The 23,990-nt window shown below is 73.8% G+C and carries 25 protein-coding genes; 14 read left to right on the top strand and 11 right to left on the bottom strand.

The window, feature by feature from the left end; translation table 11 throughout:
- The first annotated feature begins 28 nt into the window (after nt 1-28).
- The 5 genes from sigE to ABD335_RS29075 all read left to right on the top strand — a co-directional run bounded on the left by sigE (nt 29) and on the right by ABD335_RS29075 (nt 4,816).
- Complete coding sequence (gene sigE, locus ABD335_RS29095; RefSeq protein ID WP_344328847.1) at nt 29-799, top strand: RNA polymerase sigma factor SigE; 771 nt, start codon at nt 29-31, stop codon at nt 797-799.
- Nucleotides 796-1,728: an anti-sigma factor family protein gene (locus tag ABD335_RS29090; RefSeq protein ID WP_344328846.1), complete on the top strand. Its 933-nt coding sequence runs from the start codon at nt 796-798 to the stop codon at nt 1,726-1,728. Before sigE ends, ABD335_RS29090 begins: the two co-directional genes overlap by 4 nt.
- 167 nt (nt 1,729-1,895) lie before the next feature.
- Nucleotides 1,896-3,407 (top strand): trypsin-like peptidase domain-containing protein, encoded by a 1,512-nt coding sequence (locus ABD335_RS29085; RefSeq protein ID WP_344328841.1) that lies wholly within the window; start codon nt 1,896-1,898, stop codon nt 3,405-3,407.
- A 127-nt stretch (nt 3,408-3,534) separates the two neighbouring features.
- Complete coding sequence (locus ABD335_RS29080; protein WP_344328839.1) at nt 3,535-4,008, top strand: sec-independent translocase; 474 nt, start codon at nt 3,535-3,537, stop codon at nt 4,006-4,008.
- A 166-nt stretch (nt 4,009-4,174) separates the two neighbouring features.
- Complete coding sequence (locus ABD335_RS29075; protein ID WP_344328836.1) at nt 4,175-4,816, top strand: hypothetical protein; 642 nt, start codon at nt 4,175-4,177, stop codon at nt 4,814-4,816.
- 166 nt (nt 4,817-4,982) lie between these two features.
- Here ABD335_RS29075 and ABD335_RS29070 read toward each other — a convergent pair whose 3' ends face one another.
- From ABD335_RS29070 to ABD335_RS29060, 3 genes are all read right to left on the bottom strand, one after another.
- Nucleotides 4,983-6,149, bottom strand: coding sequence for an Mrp/NBP35 family ATP-binding protein (locus ABD335_RS29070; RefSeq protein ID WP_344328834.1), 1,167 nt, complete (start codon nt 6,147-6,149; stop codon nt 4,983-4,985).
- Between the two features lie 90 nt (nt 6,150-6,239).
- The gene (locus tag ABD335_RS29065; protein ID WP_425583777.1) at nt 6,240-6,833 is read right to left on the bottom strand and encodes a DUF1003 domain-containing protein; all 594 of its coding nucleotides are present in this window, start codon (nt 6,831-6,833) and stop codon (nt 6,240-6,242) included.
- Nucleotides 6,823-8,136 carry a magnesium transporter MgtE N-terminal domain-containing protein gene (locus tag ABD335_RS29060; RefSeq protein WP_344328831.1) on the bottom strand — a complete coding sequence of 438 codons (1,314 nt, stop codon included), beginning with the start codon at nt 8,134-8,136 and terminating at the stop codon, nt 6,823-6,825. Before ABD335_RS29060 ends, ABD335_RS29065 begins: the two co-directional genes overlap by 11 nt.
- A gap of 222 nt (nt 8,137-8,358) precedes the next feature.
- Here ABD335_RS29060 and ABD335_RS29055 point away from each other — a divergent pair, with 222 nt between their 5' ends.
- Nucleotides 8,359-9,123, top strand: a complete 765-nt coding sequence (locus tag ABD335_RS29055; RefSeq protein ID WP_425583776.1) for a hypothetical protein — start codon at nt 8,359-8,361, stop codon at nt 9,121-9,123.
- A gap of 6 nt (nt 9,124-9,129) precedes the next feature.
- On the opposite strand, the gene ABD335_RS29050 is transcribed toward ABD335_RS29055, so the two are convergent.
- Nucleotides 9,130-9,696, bottom strand: a complete 567-nt coding sequence (locus tag ABD335_RS29050) for a hypothetical protein (RefSeq protein ID WP_344328829.1) — start codon at nt 9,694-9,696, stop codon at nt 9,130-9,132.
- 100 nt (nt 9,697-9,796) lie between these two features.
- Here ABD335_RS29050 and ABD335_RS29045 point away from each other — a divergent pair, with 100 nt between their 5' ends.
- The gene (locus ABD335_RS29045) at nt 9,797-10,810 is read left to right on the top strand and encodes a DMT family transporter (protein WP_425583775.1); all 1,014 of its coding nucleotides are present in this window, start codon (nt 9,797-9,799) and stop codon (nt 10,808-10,810) included.
- A 22-nt stretch (nt 10,811-10,832) separates the two neighbouring features.
- Here the strand turns inward: ABD335_RS29045 and ABD335_RS29040 are convergent, their stop codons facing one another.
- Nucleotides 10,833-11,963 carry a magnesium and cobalt transport protein CorA gene (locus tag ABD335_RS29040; RefSeq protein ID WP_344328827.1) on the bottom strand — a complete coding sequence of 377 codons (1,131 nt, stop codon included), beginning with the start codon at nt 11,961-11,963 and terminating at the stop codon, nt 10,833-10,835.
- Nucleotides 11,964-12,429: 466 nt separating this feature from the next.
- On the opposite strand from ABD335_RS29040, the gene ABD335_RS29035 reads away from it, so the two are divergent.
- The 4 genes from ABD335_RS29035 (at nt 12,430) to ABD335_RS29020 (ending at nt 15,508) form a co-directional block, all read left to right on the top strand.
- On the top strand, nt 12,430-13,032 hold the full coding sequence (locus tag ABD335_RS29035) for a suppressor of fused domain protein (RefSeq protein WP_344328824.1): 603 nt from the start codon (nt 12,430-12,432) through the stop codon (nt 13,030-13,032).
- Nucleotides 13,033-13,210: 178 nt separating this feature from the next.
- On the top strand, nt 13,211-13,864 hold the full coding sequence (locus ABD335_RS29030) for a DUF6758 family protein (protein ID WP_344328823.1): 654 nt from the start codon (nt 13,211-13,213) through the stop codon (nt 13,862-13,864).
- Nucleotides 13,865-14,000: 136 nt separating this feature from the next.
- Complete coding sequence (locus ABD335_RS29025) at nt 14,001-14,846, top strand: PHP domain-containing protein (RefSeq protein ID WP_344328822.1); 846 nt, start codon at nt 14,001-14,003, stop codon at nt 14,844-14,846.
- Between the two features lie 53 nt (nt 14,847-14,899).
- On the top strand, nt 14,900-15,508 hold the full coding sequence (locus ABD335_RS29020) for a MarC family protein (protein WP_344328819.1): 609 nt from the start codon (nt 14,900-14,902) through the stop codon (nt 15,506-15,508).
- On the opposite strand, the gene ABD335_RS29015 is transcribed toward ABD335_RS29020, so the two are convergent.
- Together ABD335_RS29015 and ABD335_RS29010 are read right to left on the bottom strand one after the other, a co-directional pair.
- Nucleotides 15,489-16,382, bottom strand: coding sequence for an alpha/beta fold hydrolase (locus tag ABD335_RS29015; protein WP_344328818.1), 894 nt, complete (start codon nt 16,380-16,382; stop codon nt 15,489-15,491). The two genes, ABD335_RS29020 and ABD335_RS29015, sit on opposite strands and share 20 nt — an antisense overlap.
- Nucleotides 16,383-16,441: 59 nt before the next feature.
- Nucleotides 16,442-18,025, bottom strand: coding sequence for a DEAD/DEAH box helicase (locus ABD335_RS29010; RefSeq protein ID WP_344328817.1), 1,584 nt, complete (start codon nt 18,023-18,025; stop codon nt 16,442-16,444).
- Nucleotides 18,026-18,604: 579 nt separating this feature from the next.
- On the opposite strand from ABD335_RS29010, the gene ABD335_RS29005 reads away from it, so the two are divergent.
- The gene (locus tag ABD335_RS29005) at nt 18,605-19,342 is read left to right on the top strand and encodes a ferritin-like fold-containing protein (RefSeq protein ID WP_344328815.1); all 738 of its coding nucleotides are present in this window, start codon (nt 18,605-18,607) and stop codon (nt 19,340-19,342) included.
- 34 nt (nt 19,343-19,376) lie between these two features.
- Here the strand turns inward: ABD335_RS29005 and ABD335_RS29000 are convergent, their stop codons facing one another.
- From ABD335_RS29000 to ABD335_RS28985, 4 genes are all read right to left on the bottom strand, one after another.
- Nucleotides 19,377-19,658 (bottom strand): hypothetical protein, encoded by a 282-nt coding sequence (locus ABD335_RS29000; RefSeq protein WP_344328814.1) that lies wholly within the window; start codon nt 19,656-19,658, stop codon nt 19,377-19,379.
- Between the two features lie 160 nt (nt 19,659-19,818).
- A complete protein-coding gene (locus tag ABD335_RS28995; RefSeq protein ID WP_344328811.1) occupies nt 19,819-20,046 on the bottom strand; it encodes a DUF3107 domain-containing protein in 228 nt (75 codons plus the stop codon).
- Nucleotides 20,047-20,265: 219 nt separating this feature from the next.
- Nucleotides 20,266-20,892 carry a TetR/AcrR family transcriptional regulator gene (locus ABD335_RS28990; RefSeq protein WP_344328810.1) on the bottom strand — a complete coding sequence of 209 codons (627 nt, stop codon included), beginning with the start codon at nt 20,890-20,892 and terminating at the stop codon, nt 20,266-20,268.
- Nucleotides 20,893-21,064: 172 nt separating this feature from the next.
- Nucleotides 21,065-21,295 carry a hypothetical protein gene (locus ABD335_RS28985; protein ID WP_344328809.1) on the bottom strand — a complete coding sequence of 77 codons (231 nt, stop codon included), beginning with the start codon at nt 21,293-21,295 and terminating at the stop codon, nt 21,065-21,067.
- Between the two features lie 123 nt (nt 21,296-21,418).
- On the opposite strand from ABD335_RS28985, the gene ABD335_RS28980 reads away from it, so the two are divergent.
- Entirely contained in the window at nt 21,419-22,393 is a 975-nt protein-coding gene (locus ABD335_RS28980; RefSeq protein WP_344328807.1) for an alpha/beta fold hydrolase, read from the top strand.
- A gap of 6 nt (nt 22,394-22,399) precedes the next feature.
- A complete protein-coding gene (locus tag ABD335_RS28975) occupies nt 22,400-23,758 on the top strand; it encodes a DUF3152 domain-containing protein (protein WP_344328806.1) in 1,359 nt (452 codons plus the stop codon).
- The last annotated feature ends 232 nt before the right edge of the window (nt 23,759-23,990 follow it).

The raw sequence follows: 23,990 nt of genomic DNA, 5'->3' as shown, positions 1-23,990 counted from the left end.
TTATCCGGAGCTAACGGGCGAGGTGGCTATGGTAGGGGCTCCACTGGACACCACCAGAGCCGACAGGGGAGGTGCGGCTGCTGCCGGTGACCGGGGAGTGCTGAGGCGCTTTCGCAGGTCCTCCGGCGAGCCGAAATCCGTGAACGACACCGCTGACCGCCGCCACGCCGACGACTCCGCGACCACCGCGACCTTCGCCACCGACGCGGGCGCTCCGGCGTGGACGCCTCCCACCTGGGAGGAGATCGTCAGCACCCACAGCGCGCGGGTCTACCGGCTCGCCTACCGCCTGACCGGAAACCAGCACGACGCCGAGGACCTCACCCAGGAGGTCTTCGTCCGGGTCTTCCGCTCCCTGTCCACGTACACCCCCGGCACCTTCGAGGGGTGGCTGCACCGCATCACCACGAACCTGTTCCTGGACATGGTCCGGCGCAAGCAGCGCATCCGCTTCGACGCCCTCGGCGACGACGCGGCCGAGCGGCTGGCGAGCCGCGAGCCCTCGCCGCAGCAGCACTTCAACGACACCCACTTCGACGCCGACATCCAGCACGCCCTGGACACCCTCGCCCCGGAGTTCCGGGCGGCGGTGGTGCTCTGCGACATCGAGGGCCTCTCCTACGAGGAGATCGCCGCGACGCTGGGCGTGAAGCTCGGCACGGTCCGCAGCCGCATCCACCGCGGCCGCTCCCACCTGCGCAAGGCGCTCAGGCACCGGTCGCCCGAGGCGCGCGCCGAGCAGCGCGCCCTGGCCGGGGCGCTCCCCGGCACCCCGAGGGGGGAGGTCGGCGTCGAGTGAGCGGCACATACGGCTCCCCCTACGACTCCCCCTACGACACGGAGCCGACCCCGGCCGAACAGCACCTGGGGGACCGCCTGGCGGCCCTGGTGGACGGCGAGCTGGGGCACGAGACGCGCGAGCGCGTCCTCGCCCACCTCGCCACCTGTCGCTCCTGCAAGGCCGAGGCGGACGCCCAGCGCAGGCTGAAGAGCGTCTTCGCCGACGCCGTCTCCCCGCCCCCCTCGGAGAGGCTGCTCGCGCGGCTCCAGGGGCTGCCCGCGGGGCTGGACGACGAGGCGGGGCCGGACGGGCCGAGGGGCCCGTCCGTGTCTCCCTGGGACTTCGAGTACCTGCCCTCCCGCAGCGTGCTCTCCCCCGAGCGGGGTTTCCGCGTCCACGAGCCGGACCGGGGGGCCTCGCGCGGTCGCCGCTTCGCGTTCGCCGCGGCCGGCGCCGTCTCGCTGGCGGCCTTCGCCATCGGCGGCGCGCTCACCTCCGGCACGACCGGCGGCCCCACGGTGGCCGCGGGCGGAGACGGCGGCACGACCGCCGGCGCGCCGCGCACGGCCGGCACGGTCGGCTCGGTGCGGAACGGCGGGCGGACCGACGAGGGCGGCCGGGAGGAGGCCCACACGTTCGGCGCCCCCACGGCGGAGCCGACGCCGGCGGCCTCGCCCACGCAGTCCGTGTCGCGGCTGGAGGCCGAGTACACCGCCCGGCAGTACGGGCTGATGACGGTGCCGGTGCTCGACGTGACCCCCACGCTCCACCCGCCCCTGATACGCCCGACGCCCTACGCGGCCCAGCCGCTGGAGCTCGGGCCGACGGAGCCGTACGGGGCGATGGAACAGCCGCTCGTCGGCACGTCCCCCTCGGGCACGTTCACCGCCACGCTCCCCGCCTCGGAGCCGGGCCCCTCCGCGACTCCCGCCGCCCCCGGCCGCTGACACCGGCCGCCGACCGGCTGCCGACCGGTCTCCCCGCGCCCGCACCCGGCCGGGGCGGAGTCCGCTCCGGCGGGTCTGTCCCCGCCCGGAGGTACGGACCTGCTTGAATCGTGGAGATGTGGTGTGGGTCCGTGCACGAGGTGGGCGCGGGCGAAGGTGGGGAGAGCATGGACGAGGGGAAGGCCGCCGAGCCACAGCCGACGTGGTGGAGCCGTCCACGCGGGGCCTCCGCCCCGCACCCGGCCGGAGGCGCGCAGGCCACCGAGGCCGGGCCGAAACCGCTGCACGGGGAGGACCCGTACAGCACGCCGCCCTACGGCGGTCCGGGCCCCTGGGCTCCCGCCCCGCCCGTCCAGCGCCCCGTGGCGACGCCCGCGCGCGGCACCCGCCTGCCGGCCCAGGCCCAGGCCCCCGCGCCGGAGACCGAGCCGGCCCCGGCCGGACCGTTCGCGCGGTACGACCCCTGGGCCCCGCCGGCGCCGTCCCGGGCGGTGCCGCCGCCCCCGCTCGCCCCCGACGCGCACGACCCGCGGACCCTCCGGGTCCCGTGGTTCCCGCTCCCCGCCGCTCCGCCGCGGCGGCTCCGTCCGCGGACCGCCGTCGCGACCGTCGTGCTGGCGCTGGTCGCCGGCTGCGCGGGCGGCTGGATCGGGGCGTACGCGGAGCGCACCGGCGGATTCGGCGCCGTCGAGCTGTCCCAGGCGCCCGCCGAGGCCACGGACCGCGCCCCGGACAGCGTGGCGGGCATCGCCGAGCGGGCCCTGCCCGGCGTGGTGACCATCCACGTCCAGGGCTCCGGCGAGCAGGGCACCGGCACCGGCTTCGTCCTCGACAAGCGCGGCCACCTCCTGACCAACCACCACGTGGTGGAGCCCGCCGAGGGCGGCGGGGACATCAGGGTGACCTTCCACGGCGGCGAGACGGCCGTCGCCGAGGTCGTCGGCACCGACAGGGGCTACGACCTCGCCGTGCTGCGGGTGGAGGGCGTCCGCGACCTCCACCCGCTCCCGCTGGGCAACTCCGACTCGGTGCGGGTGGGCGACCCGGTCGTGGCGATCGGCGCTCCGTACGACCTGGCGGGCACGGTCACCGCGGGGATCATCAGCGCCACGGAGCGCCCCATCACGGCGGGCGGCGAGGGCGACGGCAGCGACGTCAGCTACGTGGACGCGCTGCAGACCGACGCCCCGATCAACCCCGGCAACTCCGGCGGTCCGCTGATGGACGCCAGGGGGCGGGTGATCGGCATCAACAGCGCGATCCGCGCCGCCGGCAACGGCCTGCCGGAGTCCGGCCGCGGCGGCAGCATCGGACTGGGCTTCGCCATCCCCGTCAACCAGGCCAAGCGGGTGGCCGAGGAGCTGATCAACACCGGTCGGGCCACCCATCCGGTGATCGGCGTCACGCTCGACATGGAGTACCCCGGCGAGGGGGCCCGCGTCGGCCTCGGGCCCGGCGGGGAGGGCACGCCCGTCGTCCCCGGCGGACCGGCCGACAGGGCGGGCATCGAGGCGGGGGACGTCATCACCGAGGTGGACGGCACACGGGTCCGCGGCGGCGAGGAGCTGATCGTCAAGATCCGCAGCCACCGGCCCGGCGACCGGCTGGAACTGACCGTCGAGCGCGGCGGCCGGGAGCGGACCGTGACGGTCGTGCTCGGGTCGGCGACCGGATCGTGAGGGACGTGGGGGACGTGGGGGAGGGGCCGACGGCCGTTGTTCGCATCGCCGACTCCCACCCCGGGGCCTCGGCGGGTACCGTGACAGTGGCCGCACGGGTCGTGGACGTATCTGAGGGAGCTGCACGGTGTTCTTCGACATAGGACCCCTTGAGCTGGTCGCGCTCATCATCCTCGCGGTCCTTGTCTTCGGGCCGGAGAAGCTGCCGAAGGTCATCCAGGACGTGGCGCGGTTCGTCCGCAAGGTCCGGGAGTTCTCCGACAGCGCCCGGGACGACATCCGCCGGGAGCTGGGTCCGGAGTTCAAGGACTTCGAGTTCGAGGACCTCAACCCCAAGAACTTCGCCCGCAAGCACCTGCTGGACAACGACGACCTGGGCCTGAAGGAGATCCGCAGCAGCTTCGACCTGCGCCAGGAGCTCGCCGAGGTCACGGACGCGGTCAACGGCCGGGAGATCACCTCCGGCAGCCCGTCCGGCGGCGCCTCGGGCACCTCCGCCCCGTCCGCGGCGGCCCCGGGGGGCACCTCCTCCGACCGGCTCCGCAAGGACGCCCCGGCACCCCGGCAGGACCCCCCGCCGTTCGACGCCGACGCCACCTGACGCACTCCTCGACGGTGAACCGGGAGGGCCACCTCCCGTAGAACACACCCGGTCCTGTCCGATTCGGCGCACAAGGCCGGCTATTCTCCCTGTGTCCGAGGTCGGGCCGCCCGAGGGGGGCGGGCCTGCTACCACGACACAGGGCACACGAGGAGGCGTCGCGCAGATGGAGACGACGGGCCGGGCAGAGCCGCAGGACGCGTCCGCGTCCGGGCCGGACCGGGGGATCGACGGCTATCTCATGGCCGATTTCCCCTGGTACGGCCTCGATGAGGCCTTCACCGGCCCGCGCTGGCTGATGCGGGTGGGAACAGCGGCCGACGGCACGGTCGAGCACGGTTCGACCGGGCACGGGGAGGAGCCCTCCTACCGCTCCGAGGCCGGCCCGGACCACCAGCGCTTCACCGTCGTGGTGACGGTCGCCGACCGCCCGGTGCGCAGCAGCCCGGACGGCACGGGCGTCCTGGACGCCACCTCGGTCTCGTCGGCCGCCTGGCTGGCCGGGTCGGGATTGCTGTCATGCACCTGGCCCACCCGGATGGAGCGCGGGCTCAGACAGCAGTGGCTCGACCAACAGACGGCGATCGCCTGGGAGTTGGCGGACGACCTGGACGGCCCCGCCTGGTCCACCCTGACCCTGCCGGTCGACGGCGTCCCGACCGAGTTCCGCTACCGGGAGTCCGAGTACGGATGGGTCCTGGCGGGCCGGGGGAACGAGAGCGTGCACATCGGCGCGTACGGGCGGGGGATGAGCGCCTACGGACTCGGCTTCTCGGTGATCAAGGACATCACCACCTACCGCCACTGACGGCGGGCACCGCGCACGGCGGACGCGGACGGACACGGCGGACGCGGCGAAGGCGGCACACCCACCGGCGCACCGCCTGCCACGAGGACTCCGACCGGAACCCCCGACGAGCCCCGATCCGGGCCCCCGGTCCGGGTCCGTGCCGGGCCGGGGCCCGGCACCCGTCTCAGAACTTGTTGCGGGGGGTGATCCCCAGCGACATCCCGGCCAATCCGCGCTGCCGTCCGCCCAGCTTTCCCGCGACCGCGCGGAGGGCCGCGCCCGCGGGGGAGTCCGGGTCGGTCAGCACCACCGGCTTGCCCTCGTCGCCGCCCTCGCGCAGCCGCACGTCGATCGGGATGGAGCCGAGGACGGGAACGGTGGTGCCGGTGGTCCGGCTCAGCCCGTCGGCCACGCGCTGGCCGCCGCCGGTGCCGAAGACGTCCACCATCTCGCCGCAGTGCGGGCAGGGCAGCCCGGACATGTTCTCCACGACCCCCACGATCTTCTGGTGGGTCTGCACGGCGATGGAGCCGGCGCGCTCGGCGACCTCGGCCGCCGCCTGCTGCGGGGTGGTCACCACCAGGATCTCGGCGTTCGGGACGAGCTGCGCCACCGAGATGGCGATGTCGCCGGTGCCCGGCGGCAGGTCCATCAGCAGCACGTCCAGGTCGCCCCAGTAGACGTCGGCGAGGAACTGCTGGAGCGCGCGGTGCAGCATCGGCCCGCGCCACACCACCGGGGCGTTGCCCGGGGTGAACATGCCGATCGAGATGACCTTCACGCCGTTCGCGGACGGCGGCATGATCATGTTCTCGACCTGGGTCGGCCGGCCCTCCGCGCCCAGCATGCGCGGCACCGAGTGGCCGTAGATGTCGGCGTCCACGACACCGACCTTCAGCCCGTCGGCCGCCATCGCCGCCGCCAGGTTGACCGTCACCGAGGACTTGCCGACGCCGCCCTTGCCGGAGGCGATCGCGTACACCCGGGTCAGCGAGCCCGGCTTGGCGAACGGGATCTCGCGCTCGGCCCGGCCGCCGCGGAGCGAGGCCGCCAGCTCGCGGCGCTGCTCGTCGCTCATCACGTCCAGGGAGACCGCCACGTCCGTGACGCCGGCCACACGGCGGACCGCCTCGGTCACGGAGGAGGTGATGGTCTCGCGCATCGGACAGCCGGAGACGGTCAGGTAGACCGTGACCGCGACCGCTCCGTCCGCGCCGATCTCCACCGACTTCACCATGCCGAGATCGGTGATCGGACGGTGGATCTCCGGGTCGTTCACGGTCGCGAGCGCGGCGCGGACCGCTTCCTCGGTGGGGGCTCCGCTGCGTGCCGCGGACGTGTCAGTAGCCATGCCCCGATGGTACGGCGCACCGGCGACGGCACCGAAGGCACCGGCTGAGACGCCCGTCACCGCACTCGTGTGGGTGCCCGCCGGCGCCCGTCAGTGCTCCCGGTCGTGGGACGGCTCCACGGTGCCGCGCTGCTCCAACTCCTTCACCAGCTCCTGGAGTTCCGAGCGGATCCAGTCCCGGGTGGCGACCTCGCCCAGCCCCATCCGCAGCGCGGCGACCTCCCGGGTGAGGTACTCCGTGTCGGCGATGGAGCGCTCGTTGCGCTTGCGGTCCTGCTCCAGGTTGACCCGGTCGCGGTCGTCCTGCCGGTTCTGGGCCAGCAGGATCAGCGGGGCGGCGTACGACGCCTGGAGCGACAGCATGAGCGTCAGGAAGATGAACGGGTACTCGTCGAAGCGCAGCGCCGGCGGGGCCGTGGTGTTCCAGACGACCCACACGATGATGGTCACCGTCATCCAGACGATGAACCGCCCCGTGCCCAGGAAGCGCGCGATCCGCTCCGACAGCCGCCCGAAGGCCTCCGGGTCGTACTCCGGCAGCAGGCCGCGGCGCGGCACCATCGGCTGGTCCAGCCGCAACCGGCGCTCCCGTCCGGTGAGCGGGGGCAGGCTCCGCTCGCGCTCCCGGAGCTCCCTGCGCTGCTCCCGGCGCTCGTCGCGCTCCTTGTCGACCCTATCGACCACCGGGGACCTCCCGGGCGTCCCGCCGGGCTTCCAGCAGGCCGCCCGCCCCGATCGCCTCCAGGGCGGCGGCCTCGCGCCAGTCGTCCGGCAGCAGGTGGTCCAGGACGTCGTCCACCGTGACGGCGCCCAGCAGCGAGCCGCTCTCGTCCACCACCGGCACCGCCACGATGTTGTACGCGGCCAGGTAGCTGGTCAGGGTGGCCAGGGGGGTGTCCGGCGACAGCGGGCGCAGGTCGGTGTCCACGACCGCGCCGACCAGCGTGCCGGGCGGCTCGCGCAGCAGCCGCTGGAAGTGCGCCATCCCCAGGTACTTCCCCGTCGGGGTCTCCTCCGGCGGCCGGCACACGTACACCTGCGCGGCCAGCGGGGGCGACAGGTCCTCCACCCGCATCCTGGCCAGGGCGTCGGCCACCGTGGCGTCGGGCCGCAGCACGATCGGCTCGGTGGTCATGATGCCGCCCGCGGTGTGCTCCTCGTACGTCAGCAACCGCCGTACGGGAGCGGCGTCCTGCGGCTCCATCAGCCGCAACAGCCGCTCCATGTCCTTCTCCGGCAGCTCGGAGAGGAGGTCGGCGGCGTCGTCGGGGTCCATCGCCTCCAGCACGTCCGCGGCGCGCTCGTCCTGGAGCTTGCGGAGGATCTCCACCTGGTCGTCGTCCGGCAGCTCCTCCAGCACGTCCGCCAGCCGGTCGTCGTCCAGCGCGGCGGCCACCTCGCCCCGGCGCTTGGCCGACAGGTGGTGCAGGACGTTGGCGAGGTCGGCGGGGCGCAGCTGGTCGAAGACGGCCAGCAGGTTGGCCGCGCCCTGTTCCTCCTCGTCCAGCGAGAAACCGGTCACCGCCGACCACTCCACGGTCAGCGTCTCCCCGCGCCGCCGCAGCGGGCCGCCCTTGCCGCGCCGCACGAAGACCTTGTCGATCAGCCAGTCGCGGCGGGCCGGCAGCCGGGTGAGGCCCACGTCGAGCACGGTGACCCTCTCGCCCGTCTCGACCAGCGTCACCTGCCGGTCCAGCAGCTCGCCCAGGACCAGGGTCTCGGCGGGCCGCTGCTCGAAGCGCCGCATGTTGACCACGCCGGTGGTGATCACCTGTCCCGACTCCACGCCGGTCACCCGGGTCATGGGGAGGAAGACGCGCCGCCGGCTGACCACCTCCACGACCAGCCCGAGCACGCGCGGCGGGAGGTTGCCGACGCGCAGCATCGCCACCACGTCCCGTACGCGTCCGACCTGGTCCCCGACGGGGTCGAAGACGGCGACGCCGGAGAGGTGCGAGACGAAGACCCGCGAGGCGCCCAGCGCCATGCCTGCCCTCCGCTCCTCGTTCGTGCTGTTCCGTGTGCCGTGTGTGCGTGTACCCATGTGAGGCCGGGTGCAGCATGAGCGACATGACCTGAATGCGGCTTTCAGGCTAACGCGCCACGTCCGGTCCCGTACGGGACGTCGGCCGGACGGCCGCCTTCCGTCCGGAGCCGGTACCCCCGGTAAGGTGCGGTCCTGCCCCCGACTTCAGGAGGAAGAGCGGACGTGACTGCGTGGGTCCACGGTGTTCGTGCCCGGAGTGCGGCGGCGGTGGGGGCGGTCCTCGCGGCACTGGTGTTCGTGCTCACGGGATGCGGCTCGGAGGACCCGGACGCGGGAACCAACGGGATCGGCAGACTTCCCGCCGCCGACATCGAGAAGAAGGCGCGCAAGGCCGCCGAGTCCGCCGAGTCCGTACGGCTGTCGGGCAGCGTGATCAGCAAGGGCCGCACGTACCGGCTGGACATGCGGCTCAAGGGCAACGGCGGCCTCGGCGAGGTCTCCGCCAAGGGCGGTCCCCGCTTCGAGCTGCTGCGGGTCGACGAGGACCTCTACCTCAAGGCCAACGCGGACTTCTGGGTCCACCAGGAGCAGGGCGACAAGGAGCCCAGCGAGACCGACCTGGCGGCGGCCCGCAAGCTGGAGGGCAAGTACGTCAAGGTGCCGCCCGACGACCCCGCCTACAAGCAGCTCAGCGGCTTCACGGACAAGGACGTGCTGCTGGACGGGCTGCTCGTCCTCCAGGGCAAGCGGGAGACCGGCGACCGCGGCGAGGTCGAGGGCGTGCGGACGATAGAGGTGCGGGCCGCGCAGGGCAACGGCGGGGTGCTCAGCGTCGCCCTGGACGGCCGGCCCTATCCGCTGCGGCTGGAGCGCGGCGGCGACGCGGGCGTGGTCGAACTGCTGGAGTGGGACAAGGAGTTCACCCTGCGGGCCCCGCAGCAGGAGGAGGTCGTCGACTACGGCAGGAAGCTCGCGGTGACGGAGTAGGCGGGGTCACCCGCTCCGGCGGCCCCGCCGCCCGGCGCGGCGCAGCAGCAGCTTCGGCAGCCCGGCCGGGACCGGCCCCCGCGTGGTCGCCGTCGTCGGCAGCGGAGCGGCGGCCCGCGAGCCGTCCGGCATCGCGCCGGGCCCCTCGACGAGCGCTCCGGCGGGCTCCAGGCGCACCACGCGGCACTCGCGCGCCCAGCGCTCGGCGATCGTGCCGGCGTCCGGAGCGTTGAGCCGCTTGCCCGCCAGTTCGGCGACCGCGGCCCGCCACTCCTCGCCGCCCGGGGGGAGCTCCACCACCCGGGCCGGCCAGACGACCAGCCGCCCGCCCTTGTCCTTGCTGCGCGCGGTCACCGTGGCGGTGCCGCCGTGGACGAGCCCGAGGCCGTCCAGCGGCTGCTCCCCGGGGCCGTCGCCCACCAGGCAGACGGCCCCGTCGTGCCAGGCGTGCCACAGGGGACGGTCCGGTCCCTGGGGGCCGCGCACCCACACCAGGGCGGACTTCTTCGCCGACTCCTCGATCAACGCGCGGTCGAGCGCGGGGACGGACGCGGGGGTGGACGGTGTGGCCATACGGCGACCCTACCGCCGACCCGCCCGCCGTCCGCCCCGCCGGTCGGGTCCGGCACCCGGACGGTCAGTACCGCGGCACGACCACGCGCCTTACGCTGGGATGCGTCGTGCCCGTACACGGCGAATCCCGACCATCCCCGGCACCCCGGCCCGACCCCAGGAGAGAAGCCCCGTGCGCACCGCCGAGACACCCACCTCCCTCCCGAGCCAGGTGTCCGGCGCCGTCCTCGCGAGTCCTCCGGGCACCGGCCTGGACCTCTTCCTGCTGGCGGTGGCCGTCTCGGGCATCTCGCTCTCCGCGCCCCTGATCGCGGCCACCGCCGCGCCGGCCCTGGCCATCGCCTTCTGGCGCAACGCGATGGCGGTCGGCGCGCTCACCGTGCCGGCCCTCGTCCGACACCGGGCCGAGCTGCGCTCCATGGGCCGCCGGAACGTCCTGCTGGCCGTGGCCGCCGGGGCGCTGCTCGCCGTGCACTTCGGGCTGTGGCTGCCCAGCCTCCACATGACCTCGGTCGCCTCCTCGACCGCGCTGGTCACCACCACCCCGATCTGGACCACCCTGCTGCTGCGGCTGCGCGGGCACCGTCCGCCCGCGCTGGTGTGGGCGGGCACGGCCGTGGCCTTCGCCGGCGTGGTGCTCCTCACCGGCGTCGACCTGTCGCTCTCGCCCCGGGCCCTGGCCGGCGACGCCCTCGCGCTCGGGGGCGGCATGGCGGCGGCCGGGTACGTCCTGCTCGGCGCCGAGGTGCGCCGCACGGTCTCCACGACCGCGTACACCTACGTCTGCTACACCACGACGGCCGTGCTGCTGCTGGGCGCCTGCCTGGTCACCGGAGCGGACCTCGGCGGCGGCTACAGCGCGGAGACCTGGCTCAAGCTGGTGCTGCTCACCGTCACCGCGCAACTGCTGGGCCACTCGCTGATCAACCGGGTGGTGCGCGGCCTGGGACCGTCGGTCACCTCCACGGCGATCCTGCTGGAGACCCCGGGCGCGGCCCTGATCGCGGCGCTGTGGCTGGGCCAGACCCCGCCGCCCGCCGTCTACGGGGCGCTGGCGGTGATCCTGGTCGGCCTGGCCCTGGTGGTCCGGGCGAACACCAGGGCCGGGCGCTGACCGTCGCCGGCGTCCGCCGCCGCTAGAGCCAGCCGTTCCGCTTGAAGCCGCGGTGGATGGCGTAGCAGATGCCCAGGATCACGGCCATGACGGTCGGGTAGCCGTACTTCCACTCCAGCTCCGGCATGTACTCGAAGTTCATGCCGTAGATCCCGGCGATCATCGTCGGGACGGCGAAGATCGCCGCCCACGAGGTGATCTTCCGCATGTCCTCGTTCTGCGCGACCGTCGCCTGGGCGAGGTTCGCCTGGAGGATGGAGTTGAGCAGGTCGTCGAAGGACAGCACCTGCTCGTTCACCCGGGTCAGGTGGTCGGCGACGTCACGGAAGTACTTCTGGATGTCGGGGTCGATCAGCCGCATCGGCCGCTCGCTCAGCAGCTGCATCGGCCGCAGCAGCGGCGAGACCGCCCGCTTGAACTCCAGCACCTCGCGCTTGAGTTGGTAGATCCGCCCCGCGTCGCGACCGCGCCGGCCCTTGCCCGCGCTCTCCGAGAAGACCTGGATCTCCACCTCGTCGATGTCGTCCTGCACCGCGCCCGCGACCGCCAGGTAGCCGTCCACCACCTGGTCGGCGATGGCGTGCAGCACGGCCGAGGGACCCTTGGCCAGCAGCTCGGGGTCGTCCTCCAGACGGTGGCGCAGCGTGCGCAGCGACCCCTGGCCGCCGTGCCGAACGGTGATGATGTAGTCCCGGCCGGTGAAGCACATCACCTCGCCGGTCTCCACCACCTCGCTGGTGTCGGTGAGTTCGTCGTGCTCGACGTAGTGGATCGTCTTGAAGACGGTGAACAGGCTGTCGTCGTACCGCTCCAGCTTCGGCCGCTGGTGCGCGTGCACGGCGTCCTCCACCGCGAGAGGGTGGAGGCCGAACTCGCGTGCGATGCCGGAGAACTCCTGCTCGCTCGGCTCGTGCAGACCGATCCACACGAACGCCCCGCTCCCCTCGCCGTCCCGCGACCGCAGCGCGCGCAGGGCCTCGGCGGGGGACACGCGGTGGGAGTCGCGACGGCCGTCCCGGTAGACGGCGCAGTCCACGACGGCGCTGGTGGCGGTGGTTTCGCCGGCGCCGCCCTGGGCGTAGGGGTAGGGGGAACGGCCGCCCCGGCGGAGGGTGGGACGGACCGCGGCGCGCAGGTCACGGATCATCGACATGCTGGGCTCCTTCGCGTGCCGAGCCGCCGACGGACGGGCGCAGCGCTGCCCGGAATGTGGACCTACGGGCGGAAGGAGAGCCGGAGGTCTGCAAAGCGGGCACCACGCGGACCGCGCGTACGGGCGGCAATCGCTGAGAACGACGGTCGAACAGGACTCACACGCTCTTCCGCGAAGCCGATCCGCACGAAAGAAGCAGGTCTTCCGGAGGTTTCGCCGCTGGGAAGCGGGGGAGGAAGGCCCTCAGGCGCGGAGACGGGGCTGCCGTACGGAAGAGCAGCCGGTACTGCACGGTCGACTCGGATCCATCGCAGCCCCACCTCCTCCGGCCGGTCCCCGCTGGGGGAAATCTCTGTACACGCCTTGACCAACAGCCAACGGTAGCACCCGCGGAAGCCTCTCCGTTCTGCACCAGAGCCTTCGCGTACCCTCTTTGCCTGATCCATACACGATCTATGCTCGCCGTATGGCACACGTTCTCCAGCTGGTCGAGGCCAGACTGCGCACCACCCTGGGAGAGCCCGACGCCCGGGCCGCGGTGACGTTCCTGGGCGCCGACCGGATCGAGGTGCTGCGCTTCCCGGCCTCCGACGGCGACGGGAACGGCCTGGTGCGGTACGTCACCCTGGGGATGTCCGCCGCGCCCATGACCGACCCCACCGCCACCGTCGTCGACCCCGGGCGAGGGCCCCGCGCCGAGCTGGTGCTGACGGTGCGTGCGGGACTGGCCGACACCGACAAGGTGCTCCGCCCCCTCGCCGTGCTCGCCGCGTCCCCCCAGGTCGAGGGCGTGGTCGTGGCGCCGGGCGCCTCGCTGGACGTGGGCGAGCCGCTGTGGCCGCGGGCGCCCTTCACCTCCGTGCTGGTCGGCGAACCCGGCGGACTGGTGGAGGACCTGGAACTGGACCCGCCGATGGACCCCGTCCGCTTCCTGCCCCTGCTGCCGATGACGCCCAACGAGGCCGCCTGGAAGCGCGTGCACGGCGCGGCGGCGTTGCAGGAGCGGTGGCTGGCGAACGGAACGGACCTGCGCGACCCCCGGCGCGCGTCCGTGCCGCTGACGGACTGAACCGGCGGACCGGGACGGCGGGCCGAGCGGATCCCGCCGTGCGGGAGCGGTCGGGAAGCGAAGGAATCCGAAGCGGCCCGACGGGAACTGACGGGAACTCGGAGGCGCGTGTGTCCACACGATCCGTCCGAGTGATCGTCCTTGACGGAAGGGCGCCCGGGGAGGACCGTGGTGCTCCATGAGGGGCGAACCCAGTTGCCCGAAGTGCGGCGGCCGTGTCCGGGCACCCGGTCTCTTCGCCGACTCCTGGCAGTGCGGCGTGCACGGCACGGTGTACCCGCTGCAACCGATCCTCCCGCCGAGCGTCGAGGCGCTCGGCGTCGTTCTCCACCGGGCCCGGGTCCCGGTGTGGATGCCCTGGCCCCTCCCGATCGGCTGGCTGTTCACCGGGATCGCCTACGCGGGCGACGACCGCAGCGGCGGCCGGGCCACCGCCGTGGCCTGCTCCGGGCCGGGCCCGCTCGGCGGCCCCGGCGAACTCCTGCTCGTCGCAGAGGAACTGGGCGTCGGACTCGGGGCGCGCTACGCCGGGGTGCCCGGCCCCGACCCCGGGCCGCTGATGGACGTGGACAAGCCCCCGCACACGAAGGTCCTCGCCGCCGGCCGCCCCACCCCGCTGTGGCACGTGGGCGGCGTCCCCGCCGACCGCGCGGTGTTCGCCGGCGAGGCGTGCGGACTGTGGCTGTGGGCGATCGTCTGGCCCGAGCGGTCCGGGCTGCTGATGTACGACGAGCTGGTGCTCACCGACCTGAGGGACGCGGGCGCCGAGGTGGACCTGGTGCCGTGCGGGGCGCTGTCTCCCCGGCTGCTGGAGGAGCCCACCCACCCCTGAGCACGGGCCCGGTCCCGGGCGGTCCCCGGTGGTCGCCGGCCCCCGAGGGCGCCGTACGACGGTGCTCTATTCTGAAGTGTCCGTATTCGGAAATTCTGAAGCGTCCGTTTCAGCCGTCCACCGTGGGAGCCCTGCCGTGCGCATCGACCTGCACACCCACTCCACCGCCTCGGACGGCACGGACACCCCCGCCGAGCTGGTGCGGGCCGCCGCGGCCGCCGGGCTGGACGTGGTGGCGCTGACCGACCACGACACGGTCGCGGGCCACGCCGAGGCCGCCGCGGCCCTTCCCGAGGGCCTCACCCTCGTCCCCGGCGCCGAACTCTCCTGCCGGCTGGACGGCGTGAGCCTCCACATGCTGGCCTACCTGTTCGACCCGACCGAGCCGGAACTGGCCCGGGAACGCGAGCTGGTCCGCGACGACCGGGTCCCCCGCGCCAAGGCCATGGTCGCCAGGCTCCGCGACCTGGGCGTGCCCGTCACCTGGGAGCGCGTCGCCGAGATCGCCGGCGAGGGCGCGGTCGGCCGCCCGCACATCGCGACCGCGATGGTGGAACTGGGCGTGGTCGACACCGTCTCGGACGCCTTCACCCCCGAGTGGATCGCCAACGACGGCCGGGCGTACGTCGAGAAGCACGAACTGGACCCCTTCACGGCCATCCGCCTGATCAAGGGCGCGGGCGGGGTCGCGGTCTTCGCGCACCCCCTGGCCGTCAAGCGCGGACAGTGCGTGCCGGAGAGCGCCGTGGCCGAACTGGCCGCCGCCGGACTCGACGGCATCGAGGTGGACCACATGGACCACGACGCCGCGACCCGCGACCGTCTGCGCGGTCTCGCCCGCGACCTCGGCCTGCTGGCCACCGGCTCCAGCGACTACCACGGCACCCGCAAGACCTGCCGGCTCGGGGAGCACACCACCGATCCCGACGTCTACGCCGAGATCGCCGCCCGGGGGTCGGGTGCGGCACCCGTCTCCGCCTGACCCCCGTCCGACGTCCCACAAGCGACCCACAAGGCACCGCGCAAGGCATCACCGTGTTCGATTTCGCTGTCTTCGGTTCCGTATTTGTCACGCTTTTTGTGATCATGGATCCGCCCGGCATCATCCCGATCTTCCTCGCCCTCTCCTCCGGACGCCCGGTCAAGGTCCAGCGGAGAATGGCCTTCCAGGCCACGCTGGTCGCCTTCGGCGTGATCGCCCTCTTCGGCGTCCTCGGCCGGCAGATCCTCGACTACCTCCACGTGTCGATCCCCGCGCTGATGGTCGCGGGCGGACTCCTCCTGCTGCTGGTCGCGTTGGACCTGCTCACCGGCAGGGGCGACGAGCCCAAGCAGACCAAGGACGTCAACGCCGCGCTCGTCCCCCTCGGCATGCCCCTGCTGGCCGGGCCCGGCGCGATCGTCTCCGTCATCCTGGCCGTGCAGCACGCGGACGGGGTGGCCGGTCAGCTCTCGGTGTGGTCGGCGATCGCCGTGCTCCACCTCGTGCTGTGGCTGGTGATGCGGTACTCGCTGCTGATCATCCGCGTCATCAAGGACGGTGGTGTGGTCCTGGTCACGCGCCTGTCGGGGATGCTGCTGTCGGCGATCGCCGTCCAGCAGATCGCCAACGGCGTCACGCAGTTCATCCAGGGAAACGGGTGATCGACCGGGACGGTTCCGGACCGACCGCCCGGCAGGCGTGCCAGAAGGCGGCCAGGGCGTCCGCCGTCTCCCGCGGACGCTCGGCGCCCGGGGAGTGCTCGGCCCCCTCGATCACCGTGCGCCGGGCTCTCAACCGCCGCGCCATCTCGTCCATCAGCGGCACCGGCCAGGCGTAGTCCACCGCGCCGGACAGCACGTGCTTGGGCAGGGGGACGGCGGCCAGTTCGGCGACCCGGTCCGGCTCGGTGAGCAACTGGCGGCCGGTGGCCACGAGTTGCTCGGGGACGTTCGCCAGCCAACGGCGGCGCAGGAATTCCCCGATGGCGGGCGGGGTGGCGGCGTCGGCGGCCTCCGGCGGGTCCAGATCGCGCATCGCCTGCCAGACCTCCTCCATGTCCATCGCCGCCAGCGCGTCCAGCAGCATCCTGGTACGGGCCTGCTGGGCGGGGGAGATGGCGGCGGGGCCGGAGCTCATGATGGTCAGCGACGCGAAGGGCGCCGGGTCCCGCAGCACGGCGGCACGGGCGATCAGTCCGCCCAGGGAGTGCCCCACCAGATGGACGTCCCCGTCGAGCGCCTCGGCCTGGGCGAGCACGTCCAGCGCCAACTCGTCCTGGGCGTAGGCGGACTCCCGGCGCGGGCCGCCGGTCTCGTGCTGCCCGCGGCCGTCCACGGCCACCACCCGGAAGCCCTGCCGCGCCAGAGGGGCGAGCAGGGCGATGAAATCCTCCTTGCTGCCGGTGAATCCCGGCACCAGCAAGGCCGTTCCGGAGCGCGGTTCGCCGGCGTCGTGCACGGCGAAGTCGCCGCGCGCGGTCGCCAGTCGGTACGCCCGCGCTTCGCGGGGCAGGGTGAGGGTCGGCGGCTTGCTCATGCGGTGAGGCTAGCGACCCCGTGCCGACCCCGCGTCGGCGGTGTCCGCGGACGGTGCCGTCAGTTCTCCTGCGCGCCCTCCGGAGCCGCCGCCGAGCGGGCCGCGCCACCGCGGGTACGGCGACGACGACGCGGCCTGCGGGGCTCGGCGGAGGAGTCCGCCGGTCCGTCCGCGGGCGCGCTCTCGCCGCCCGGCGCGCTCTGGGCACCGGTCCGGGCCTCCACCGGCACGGGCGCCCCGCCACGGGTGCGGCGGCGCCGGCGGGGCCTGCGGGGCTCGCCCGTCGCGGCCTCGGCGCCGTCCGGCTCCGGAGCGGCCTGCTCCGCCGGCTCGGCCGGGGCGGAACCGGCCTGGTCCACGGGGGCGCCGCCACGGGTGCGGCGGCGTTGGCGCGGGGTGCGCGCCGGCCGCTCCTCGGCGGCCTTGCGGCCCCGGCCGCGACCACGGCCTCCGGTCTCGCCCAGGTCCTCGACCTCCTCGGCCGCTAGTCCGGCACGGGTGCGCTCCGCCCGCGGCAGCACCCCCTTGGTGCCCTCGGGGATGCTCAGCGCCTCGTACAGGTGCGGGGAGGTGGAGTACGTCTCCGGCGGGTCGTTGAAGTCCAGCTCCAGCGCCTTGTTGATCAGCTGCCAGCGCGGGATGTCGTCCCAGTCGACGAGCGTGACGGCCGTACCCGTGTTGCCCGCGCGGCCGGTGCGGCCGATGCGGTGCAGGTAGGTCTTCTCGTCCTCGGGCGTCTGGTAGTTGATCACGTGCGTGACGCCCTCGACGTCGATGCCGCGGGCGGCGACGTCGGTGCAGACGAGCACGTCGATCTTGCCGTTGCGGAAGGCGCGCAGCGCCTGCTCGCGCGCCCCCTGGCCCAGGTCGCCGTGGACCGCGCCGGCGGCGAAGCCGCGGCGGGTGAGCTGCTCGGCGACGTCGGCGGCCGTGCGCTTGGTCCGGCAGAAGATCATCGCCAGTCCGCGGCCCTCGGCCTGCAGGATGCGGGCGATCATCTCCACCTTGTCCAGGGAGTGCGCCCGGAAGACGTGCTGCGTGGTGTTGGCGACCGTCGCGCCCTCGTCGTCCGGCGCGGTGGCGCGGATGTGCGTGGGGTGCGACATGTAGCGGCGGGCGAGGGCGATGACCTGGCCCGGCATGGTCGCCGAGAACAGCATCGTCTGCCGCTTGGCGGGCAGGAGCTGGATGATCTTCTCGACGTCCGGCAGGAAGCCCAGGTCGAGCATCTCGTCGGCCTCGTCCAGCACGAGCGTGCGGACGTGCGCCAGGTCGAGCTTCCGCTGGCCCGCCAGGTCCAGCAGCCGGCCCGGGGTGCCGACGACCACGTCGACGCCCTTCTTCAGGGCCTCGACCTGCGGCTCGTACGCGCGGCCGCCGTAGATCGCCACCACCCGGACGTTGCGGACCTTGCCCGCGGTGAGGAGGTCGTTGGTGACCTGCTGGCACAGCTCGCGGGTGGGGACGACCACGAGGGCCTGCGGGGCGTCGGTGAGCTGCTCGGGCGCGGCCCGGCCGGCCTCGACGTCGGCGGGGACGACGACGGACTCCAGGAGCGGCAGGCCGAAGCCGAGCGTCTTGCCGGTGCCGGTCTTGGCCTGGCCGATGACGTCGGCGCCGGAGAGGGCGACCGGCAGGGTCATCTCCTGGATGGGGAACGGGGACGTGATGCCGACGGCTTCCAGGGCCTCGGCGGTCTCGGGAAGGATCCCGAGCTCTCGGAATGTGGTGGTCAGGATGCTTGCCTCTTCCGTGAGACGCGGGACGGGAGGGAGCGAGGGCGCACCCCAGCGGAGCAGGGCGGGTCGTACCGCGCCGGACGTTCGACAGCCCGTGGGGCTGTCGGTCGGCCTCGCGGCGCAGGACCACGGGCTCTCGCTCAAGCGCTCGTACCGCGCGAGCGGGCCCCTCACCGCGGTCCGGACGGAGACCCGTGGCTTGTGGTGCCACGCTCCCGCGCACGGTCCGCGTGGAGGGCGGTCGTGTCGGAGCCGATCGGGCCACCGACCGGGCATCCGCTGCATGGGCCCGGGGAAACGTCCCCAAGAGCCCGGGGAACACAGTATGCGTTGAACCCGCTCTCGGTAAGCGGGCCCAATATCACTGTACCCCCAAACCGCGTCCGTGTACCTGGGCCTTCACCGGCCGACGGCGTGCCGAGGGCCCGGCGCGGACCGCCCTGGAGGGCTCCCGGGCAGGTCGGGCGGGCTATTGTGCGCAGCATGGAGACGTCTGACACATCCCCCGCCGAACCCGAGGGCCCCAGGGACATCGCCGCCCAGGACTGGGCCCGTGCCTCCGCCGACCCGCAGTACCGGGCGGCCGTCGTGGACCTGCTGGGCGTGCTGGCCTACGGCGAGCTGGCCGCGTTCGAACGGCTCGCGGAGGACGCCAAACTGGCGCCGACCCTCGAGGACAAGGCGGAGCTGGCCTCCATGGCGTCGGCGGAGTTCCAGCACTTCGAACGGCTGCGGAACCGGCTGTCGGAGATCGACGAGGACCCGACGGCGGCGATGGAGCCGTTCGCCGCGGCACTGGACGAGTTCCACCGGCTGACCGCGCCGTCGGACTGGCTGGAGGGCCTGATCAAGGCGTACGTCGGCGACTCGATCGCCTCGGACTTCTACCGCGAGGTCGCCGTCCGCCTGGACTCCGACACCCGGGCCCTGGTGCTGGCGGTGCTGGACGACACCGGGCGCTCGGGCTTCGCGGTGGAGAAGGTGCGCGCGGCCATCGAGGCCGACCCCCGCGTCGCCGGCAGGCTCGCCCTGTGGGCCCGCCGGCTGATGGGCGAGGCGCTCTCGCAGGCCCAGCGGGTGGTCGCGGAGCGCGACGCGCTGTCGACGATGCTGGTCGGCGGGGTCGCGGCGGGCTTCGACCTCGCGGAGGTGGGCCGGATGTTCTCCCGGATCACCGAGGCCCACACCAAGCGCATGGCCGCGCTGGGGCTGGCGGCCTGACCGGACCCGACCGGAGCGGTCGCGACCGCCCGGCTCAGACCGCGCCCACGCTCGGGCGGCCGGAGGCCGAGGCGCCGCCGCGCGGGCGGACCAGCAGGGAGAGCAGGGCGGTCGCGACCAGGACGGCGACCGCCAGCGCGGGCAGCAGGTGCCCCGGACCCAGGACCACGTGCGTGATCACGCCGCCGGCGACGGCCGCGGCCGGTCCCGTGGCCAGCACCAGGGAGCGGTCGCGGAACCTGTCCGCGAAGTGGTGGGCGGCGACGAGGGCGACTGCGAGGCCGAGGAGCGCGGAACCGAGCACTTCCCAGATCAAAAGGTCCTCCCGCGAGCCGGTGGGGCGTGCACATCGGGCTACTCGGTCCTACCCCGCGGGGGCGGAGGACGAAACGGCGACCGGACGGAATTCCCGCCCGGTCGCCGTTTTTCCGATTCTCCACGGGATCCTCACCGGTCCCGCGCGCCGCCTTCCCGGCTCAGATCGCTCCGAAGCCCACCTTGCGGCCGCTCGGCTCGCCGATGTCGACGTAGGCCAGCCGGTCGGCCGGGACGACCACCCGGCGGCCGTGCTCGTCCACCAGGCTGAGCAGCCGCGACTTGCCGGTCAGCGCATCGGCGACGGTGCGCTCGATCTCCTCGGCCGTCTGCCCGCTCTCCAGAACGATCTCGCGGGGCGCGTGCTGCACGCCGATCTTGACCTCCACGGCTATGTCCCTCCGAACGGTGTGTTGTTCCCCCTGGCGAAGCCGGGGCGGAGTGCGCGGCCAGCCGCGCCGTACCCAGCCACATTAGCCCGCACCGGGACACGGAGCCGCCCGGGACCGCACGCCGACAGCGAACACCGGGGGACGGGACCGTCTTCCCCGCCGTGCCCCGCCCGTTCCGCCGTCCGCGTCGTTCCGTTCCGGCCCCCGGGCCGGGCCCTACGCCTGCTTCGGGAAGCCCGCGATGCCCCGCCAGGACAGCGACGAGATGAGCTTCGTCGCGGCGTCCCGCGGGATCTTCTGCCCGTCGCTCAGCCAGTACCGCGCGGTGATCTGCGCCATCCCGCACAGCCCCATGGCGAGCAGCATCGCCTCGTCCGGGGGCAGGCTGGTGTCCTCGGAGATCACCTCGCTGACCGCCCGAGCGCAGTCCACGCTGACCTTCTCCACACGGTCGCGGACGGCGGGCTCGTTCGTCAGGTCGGACTCGAAGACGAGGCGGAAGGCCCCGCCCTCGTCCTCCACGTACCTGAAGTACGCGTCCATGGTCGCCGCGACCCGCTGCTTGTTGTCGCTGGTCGAGGCGAGCGCCGCGCGCACCGACTGGACCAGCGCCTCGCAGTGCTGGTCGAGCAGGGCCAGGTAGAGGTCGAGCTTGCCGGGGAAGTGCTGGTACAACACCGGCTTGCTGACACCCGCGCGCTCGGCGATGTCGTCCATGGCCGCGGCGTGGTAGCCCTGGGCGACGAACACCTCCTGCGCCGCACCGAGCAACTGGTTGCGTCGGGCCCGGCGCGGCAGGCGTGTGCCACGCGGGCGTGCCTCGGTCTGCTCGATGGCTGTCACGCTCGCCTCCTGGGTTTCCCTGGGGACACCCTCCCGACGGGGCCCGGGCGGGGCCGGGGACGGTGTCGCTCCGTGCGCGGTGTGCGCTGCGTCCGCCATCGTACTTTTGGGTAAACCTCCCGCGCGCGGGACGGGCACAGAAATCCGCGCCTCGAACGTGCGATGTAGCGGTTTAGCGGTAATCGTCCTCGTCGAGTTCGACCACGAGGGCCTGCTCGGCGGCGTCCGCGGGGTTGGCCTCCGGCAGGTCGCGTCCGAGCAGCGGCACGTCCCGGTGGCGGAACGCGTCCGTGTGCTGCTCGGCGGCGTCGGCCACCGGCGCTTCGACGCCGAACCGCTCCGCCGCGGGCTGCTCGGTCTCCTCGTCCTCGAAGGTGTCCGGATCGGTGGGGTCAACAGGCATGACGGTCCTCTTTCCACGGTGGGGGCGTTCCACACGAGCCTAGGAGAGGTGATGTCCGGAAGCGAAACCGGTGTGACCCCGAACACGTGAGGGCGGCAGTGATCGTCTCGTAACATTGCCTCCATGTCATCGACCGAGCAGTCGGATTCGCACGCCGCGGCCCCGTTCGAGGTACCGCCCACCGGGCGGTCGCGGCGAGCCGGGGAGGGCGAGACCCTGCGGTCCGTGTCGCTGCCCGGTCTGACGCTGGCGGTGCGGGGGCGTCCGGCGACGCGCGCGGGGCTGCCCCCGGCGCTGTACGTCCACGGACTGGGCGGTTCCTCGCAGAACTGGTCCCTGCTGATGCGGGAACTGGCCGACACGGTCGACGGCGAGGCCGTCGACCTGCCCGGCTTCGGCCACTCGCCGCCCCCCGACGACGGCAACTACTCGGTCTCCGGGCACGCGCGGGCCGTCATCCGCTACCTCGACGCGACCGCGCGCGGACCGGTGCACCTGTTCGGCAACTCCATGGGCGGGGCGATCGCCACCCGGGTCGCGGCCGTCCGCCCCGACCTGGTGCGCACCCTCACCCTCGTCTCGCCCGCTCTGCCGGAGCTGCGCCCGCAGCGCAGCGCGATCCCCACCGCCCTGCTGGCGGTGCCCGGGGCCGTGGCGCTCTACGGGCGGCTCACCAGACGCTGGACCGCCGAGCGCCGCACCCGCGAGGTCCTCGCCCTGTGCTACGGGGACCCGACGTCGGTGTCGCCGGAGGACTTCGAGGCGGCCGTGGCGGAGTACGAACGCCGGCTGGCGCTGCCGTACTTCTGGGACTCGCTCGCCCGGTCGGCGCGGGGCATCGTGAACGCCTACACCCTCGGCGGCCAGCACGCGCTGTGGCGCCAGGCCGAGCGGGTGCTGGCGCCGACGCTGCTGGTGTACGGCGGACGGGACAAGCTGGTCTCCTTCCGCATGGCGCGCAGGGCGAGCGTGGCCTTCCGCGACTCCCGCCTGCTGGCGCTGCCGGAGGCGGGACACGTCGCGATGATGGAACACCCCGAGGCGGTGGCGGGCGCCTTCCGGGAGCTGCTGCGAGACACCGACACGGGCAGGGGTTGACGAGGCGTGGGACGTCACAGCCGCCGAGGCAGGCCGAAGGCCGGCAAGCCGACGACGACCACGGCCGCGGAGAGCGGGCCCGCCGTCCGGGTCGTCCGGGAGGAGGTCCCGCGTCCCCATCCGGCGCCGACCCCGCCGCGCGGCGTGCCGCGCCACGGAGCGCCGGTGCACACCCCGGCCGGGGGCCGTGCCGCGCCGGCGTACGAGGGGGCCGGGGCGCCGTACGCGCCGTCCGAGTGGCCCCCGGTCCGCGGCGGCCACCCCGAACAGCGCGAGCCGGGCGGCGGCTGGGGGGTGCCCCAGCAGCGCGAGGGCGCCCCGGACACCGCGCGGAGACCCGTGGCCGAGCCGCCGCGGGGAGCCGCGCACGGGGTCGGGCGGATGCCGCGGCAGGAGTACGTCCAGGCCTTCGACGACGACGTCTTCGGCAGTGCCGGCCCGCGGACCGACACCGCCCCGGTGCCTCCGGCGCCGGCCCCGGACGACGGGAGCGACCGGGACGGCGGCGACGGGGCCGGGGACGGCCGGAAGGCCGGCAAGGACGGGAGCGGTCGGGGCCGCGCCTTCACCGGGATCGCCGCGGCGGCCGTGACCACCGTGCTCGCCGTCGTGGTGGCCGGACAGGTCGCCGACTCCCGGGGCGGCGTGCAGGAACGGCCCGGGGCGAGCGGGGAGGGCGAGCGCATGAGCGTCCAGGACTCCTCCCGCTCCGACGCCCGGCCCACCCCCTCGCGACCTCCGTCGGGACAGGAGTCCCCCGCCACGTACGACGACCGCATGGACCGGCTCTACGACCTGGCCCCGGACGCCGACGGCTCGGGCGAGCTCGTCCCCGTCCCCGGGCGGGACCGGGCGCCCGGTCCCGGGCCGGTCCTCCGCTACCGGGTGGACGTCGAGAAGGGGCTGCCGCTCGACGGCGAACTGTTCGCCGAGGCGGTCCACCGCACGCTCAACGACGACCGCAGCTGGAGCCGCGGCGGCGCCCGCGCCTTCGAGCGGGTCTCCGGGGACGACGACGCCGACTTCGTGATCACGCTCGCCAGCCCGGCCACCACCGCCGAGTGGTGCGCCAAGTCCGGCCTGGACACCACGGTCGACAACGTCTCGTGCGACTCGGCGGCGACCGAGCGGGTCATGATCAACGCCTACCGGTGGGCGCGCGGTTCGGAGACCTTCGGTCCGGAGAGGATCCGGCAGTACCGGGAGATGCTCATCAACCACGAGGTGGGCCACCGGCTGGGCAAGGACCACGTCGGCTGCCCCGAGGACGGGGCCCTGGCCCCGGTGATGATGCAGCAGACCAAGTACCTGACCACGGACGGGGCGACGTGCCGCCCCAACGCCTGGCCCTTCCCGAACGCGTAGGCCCCCGACGCACGGGCCCCGCGGACTCGCGCGCGGGCCCGTGCGGACGTGTGCCCGCGGGGTGCGTACGGAACCGGGGTGCACGGAACCGCCGGGCGCACAAGGCCGCGCACTAACCGGTCGAACGTTCAACCGTGCCAAAAGTCACGGTAGTTCACCCCTTCCGGTGGTGTGACGGACAACCGTCCATCGTGCCGCCCCTCCCCGCGCATAACGTCTTCCCGCGATGCCA

This window comes from Streptomyces macrosporus, assembly GCF_039533145.1.
Classification (GTDB): Bacteria; Actinomycetota; Actinomycetes; order Streptomycetales; family Streptomycetaceae; genus Streptomyces; species Streptomyces macrosporus.
This window is presented reverse-complemented; position numbering and strand designations above follow the sequence as displayed.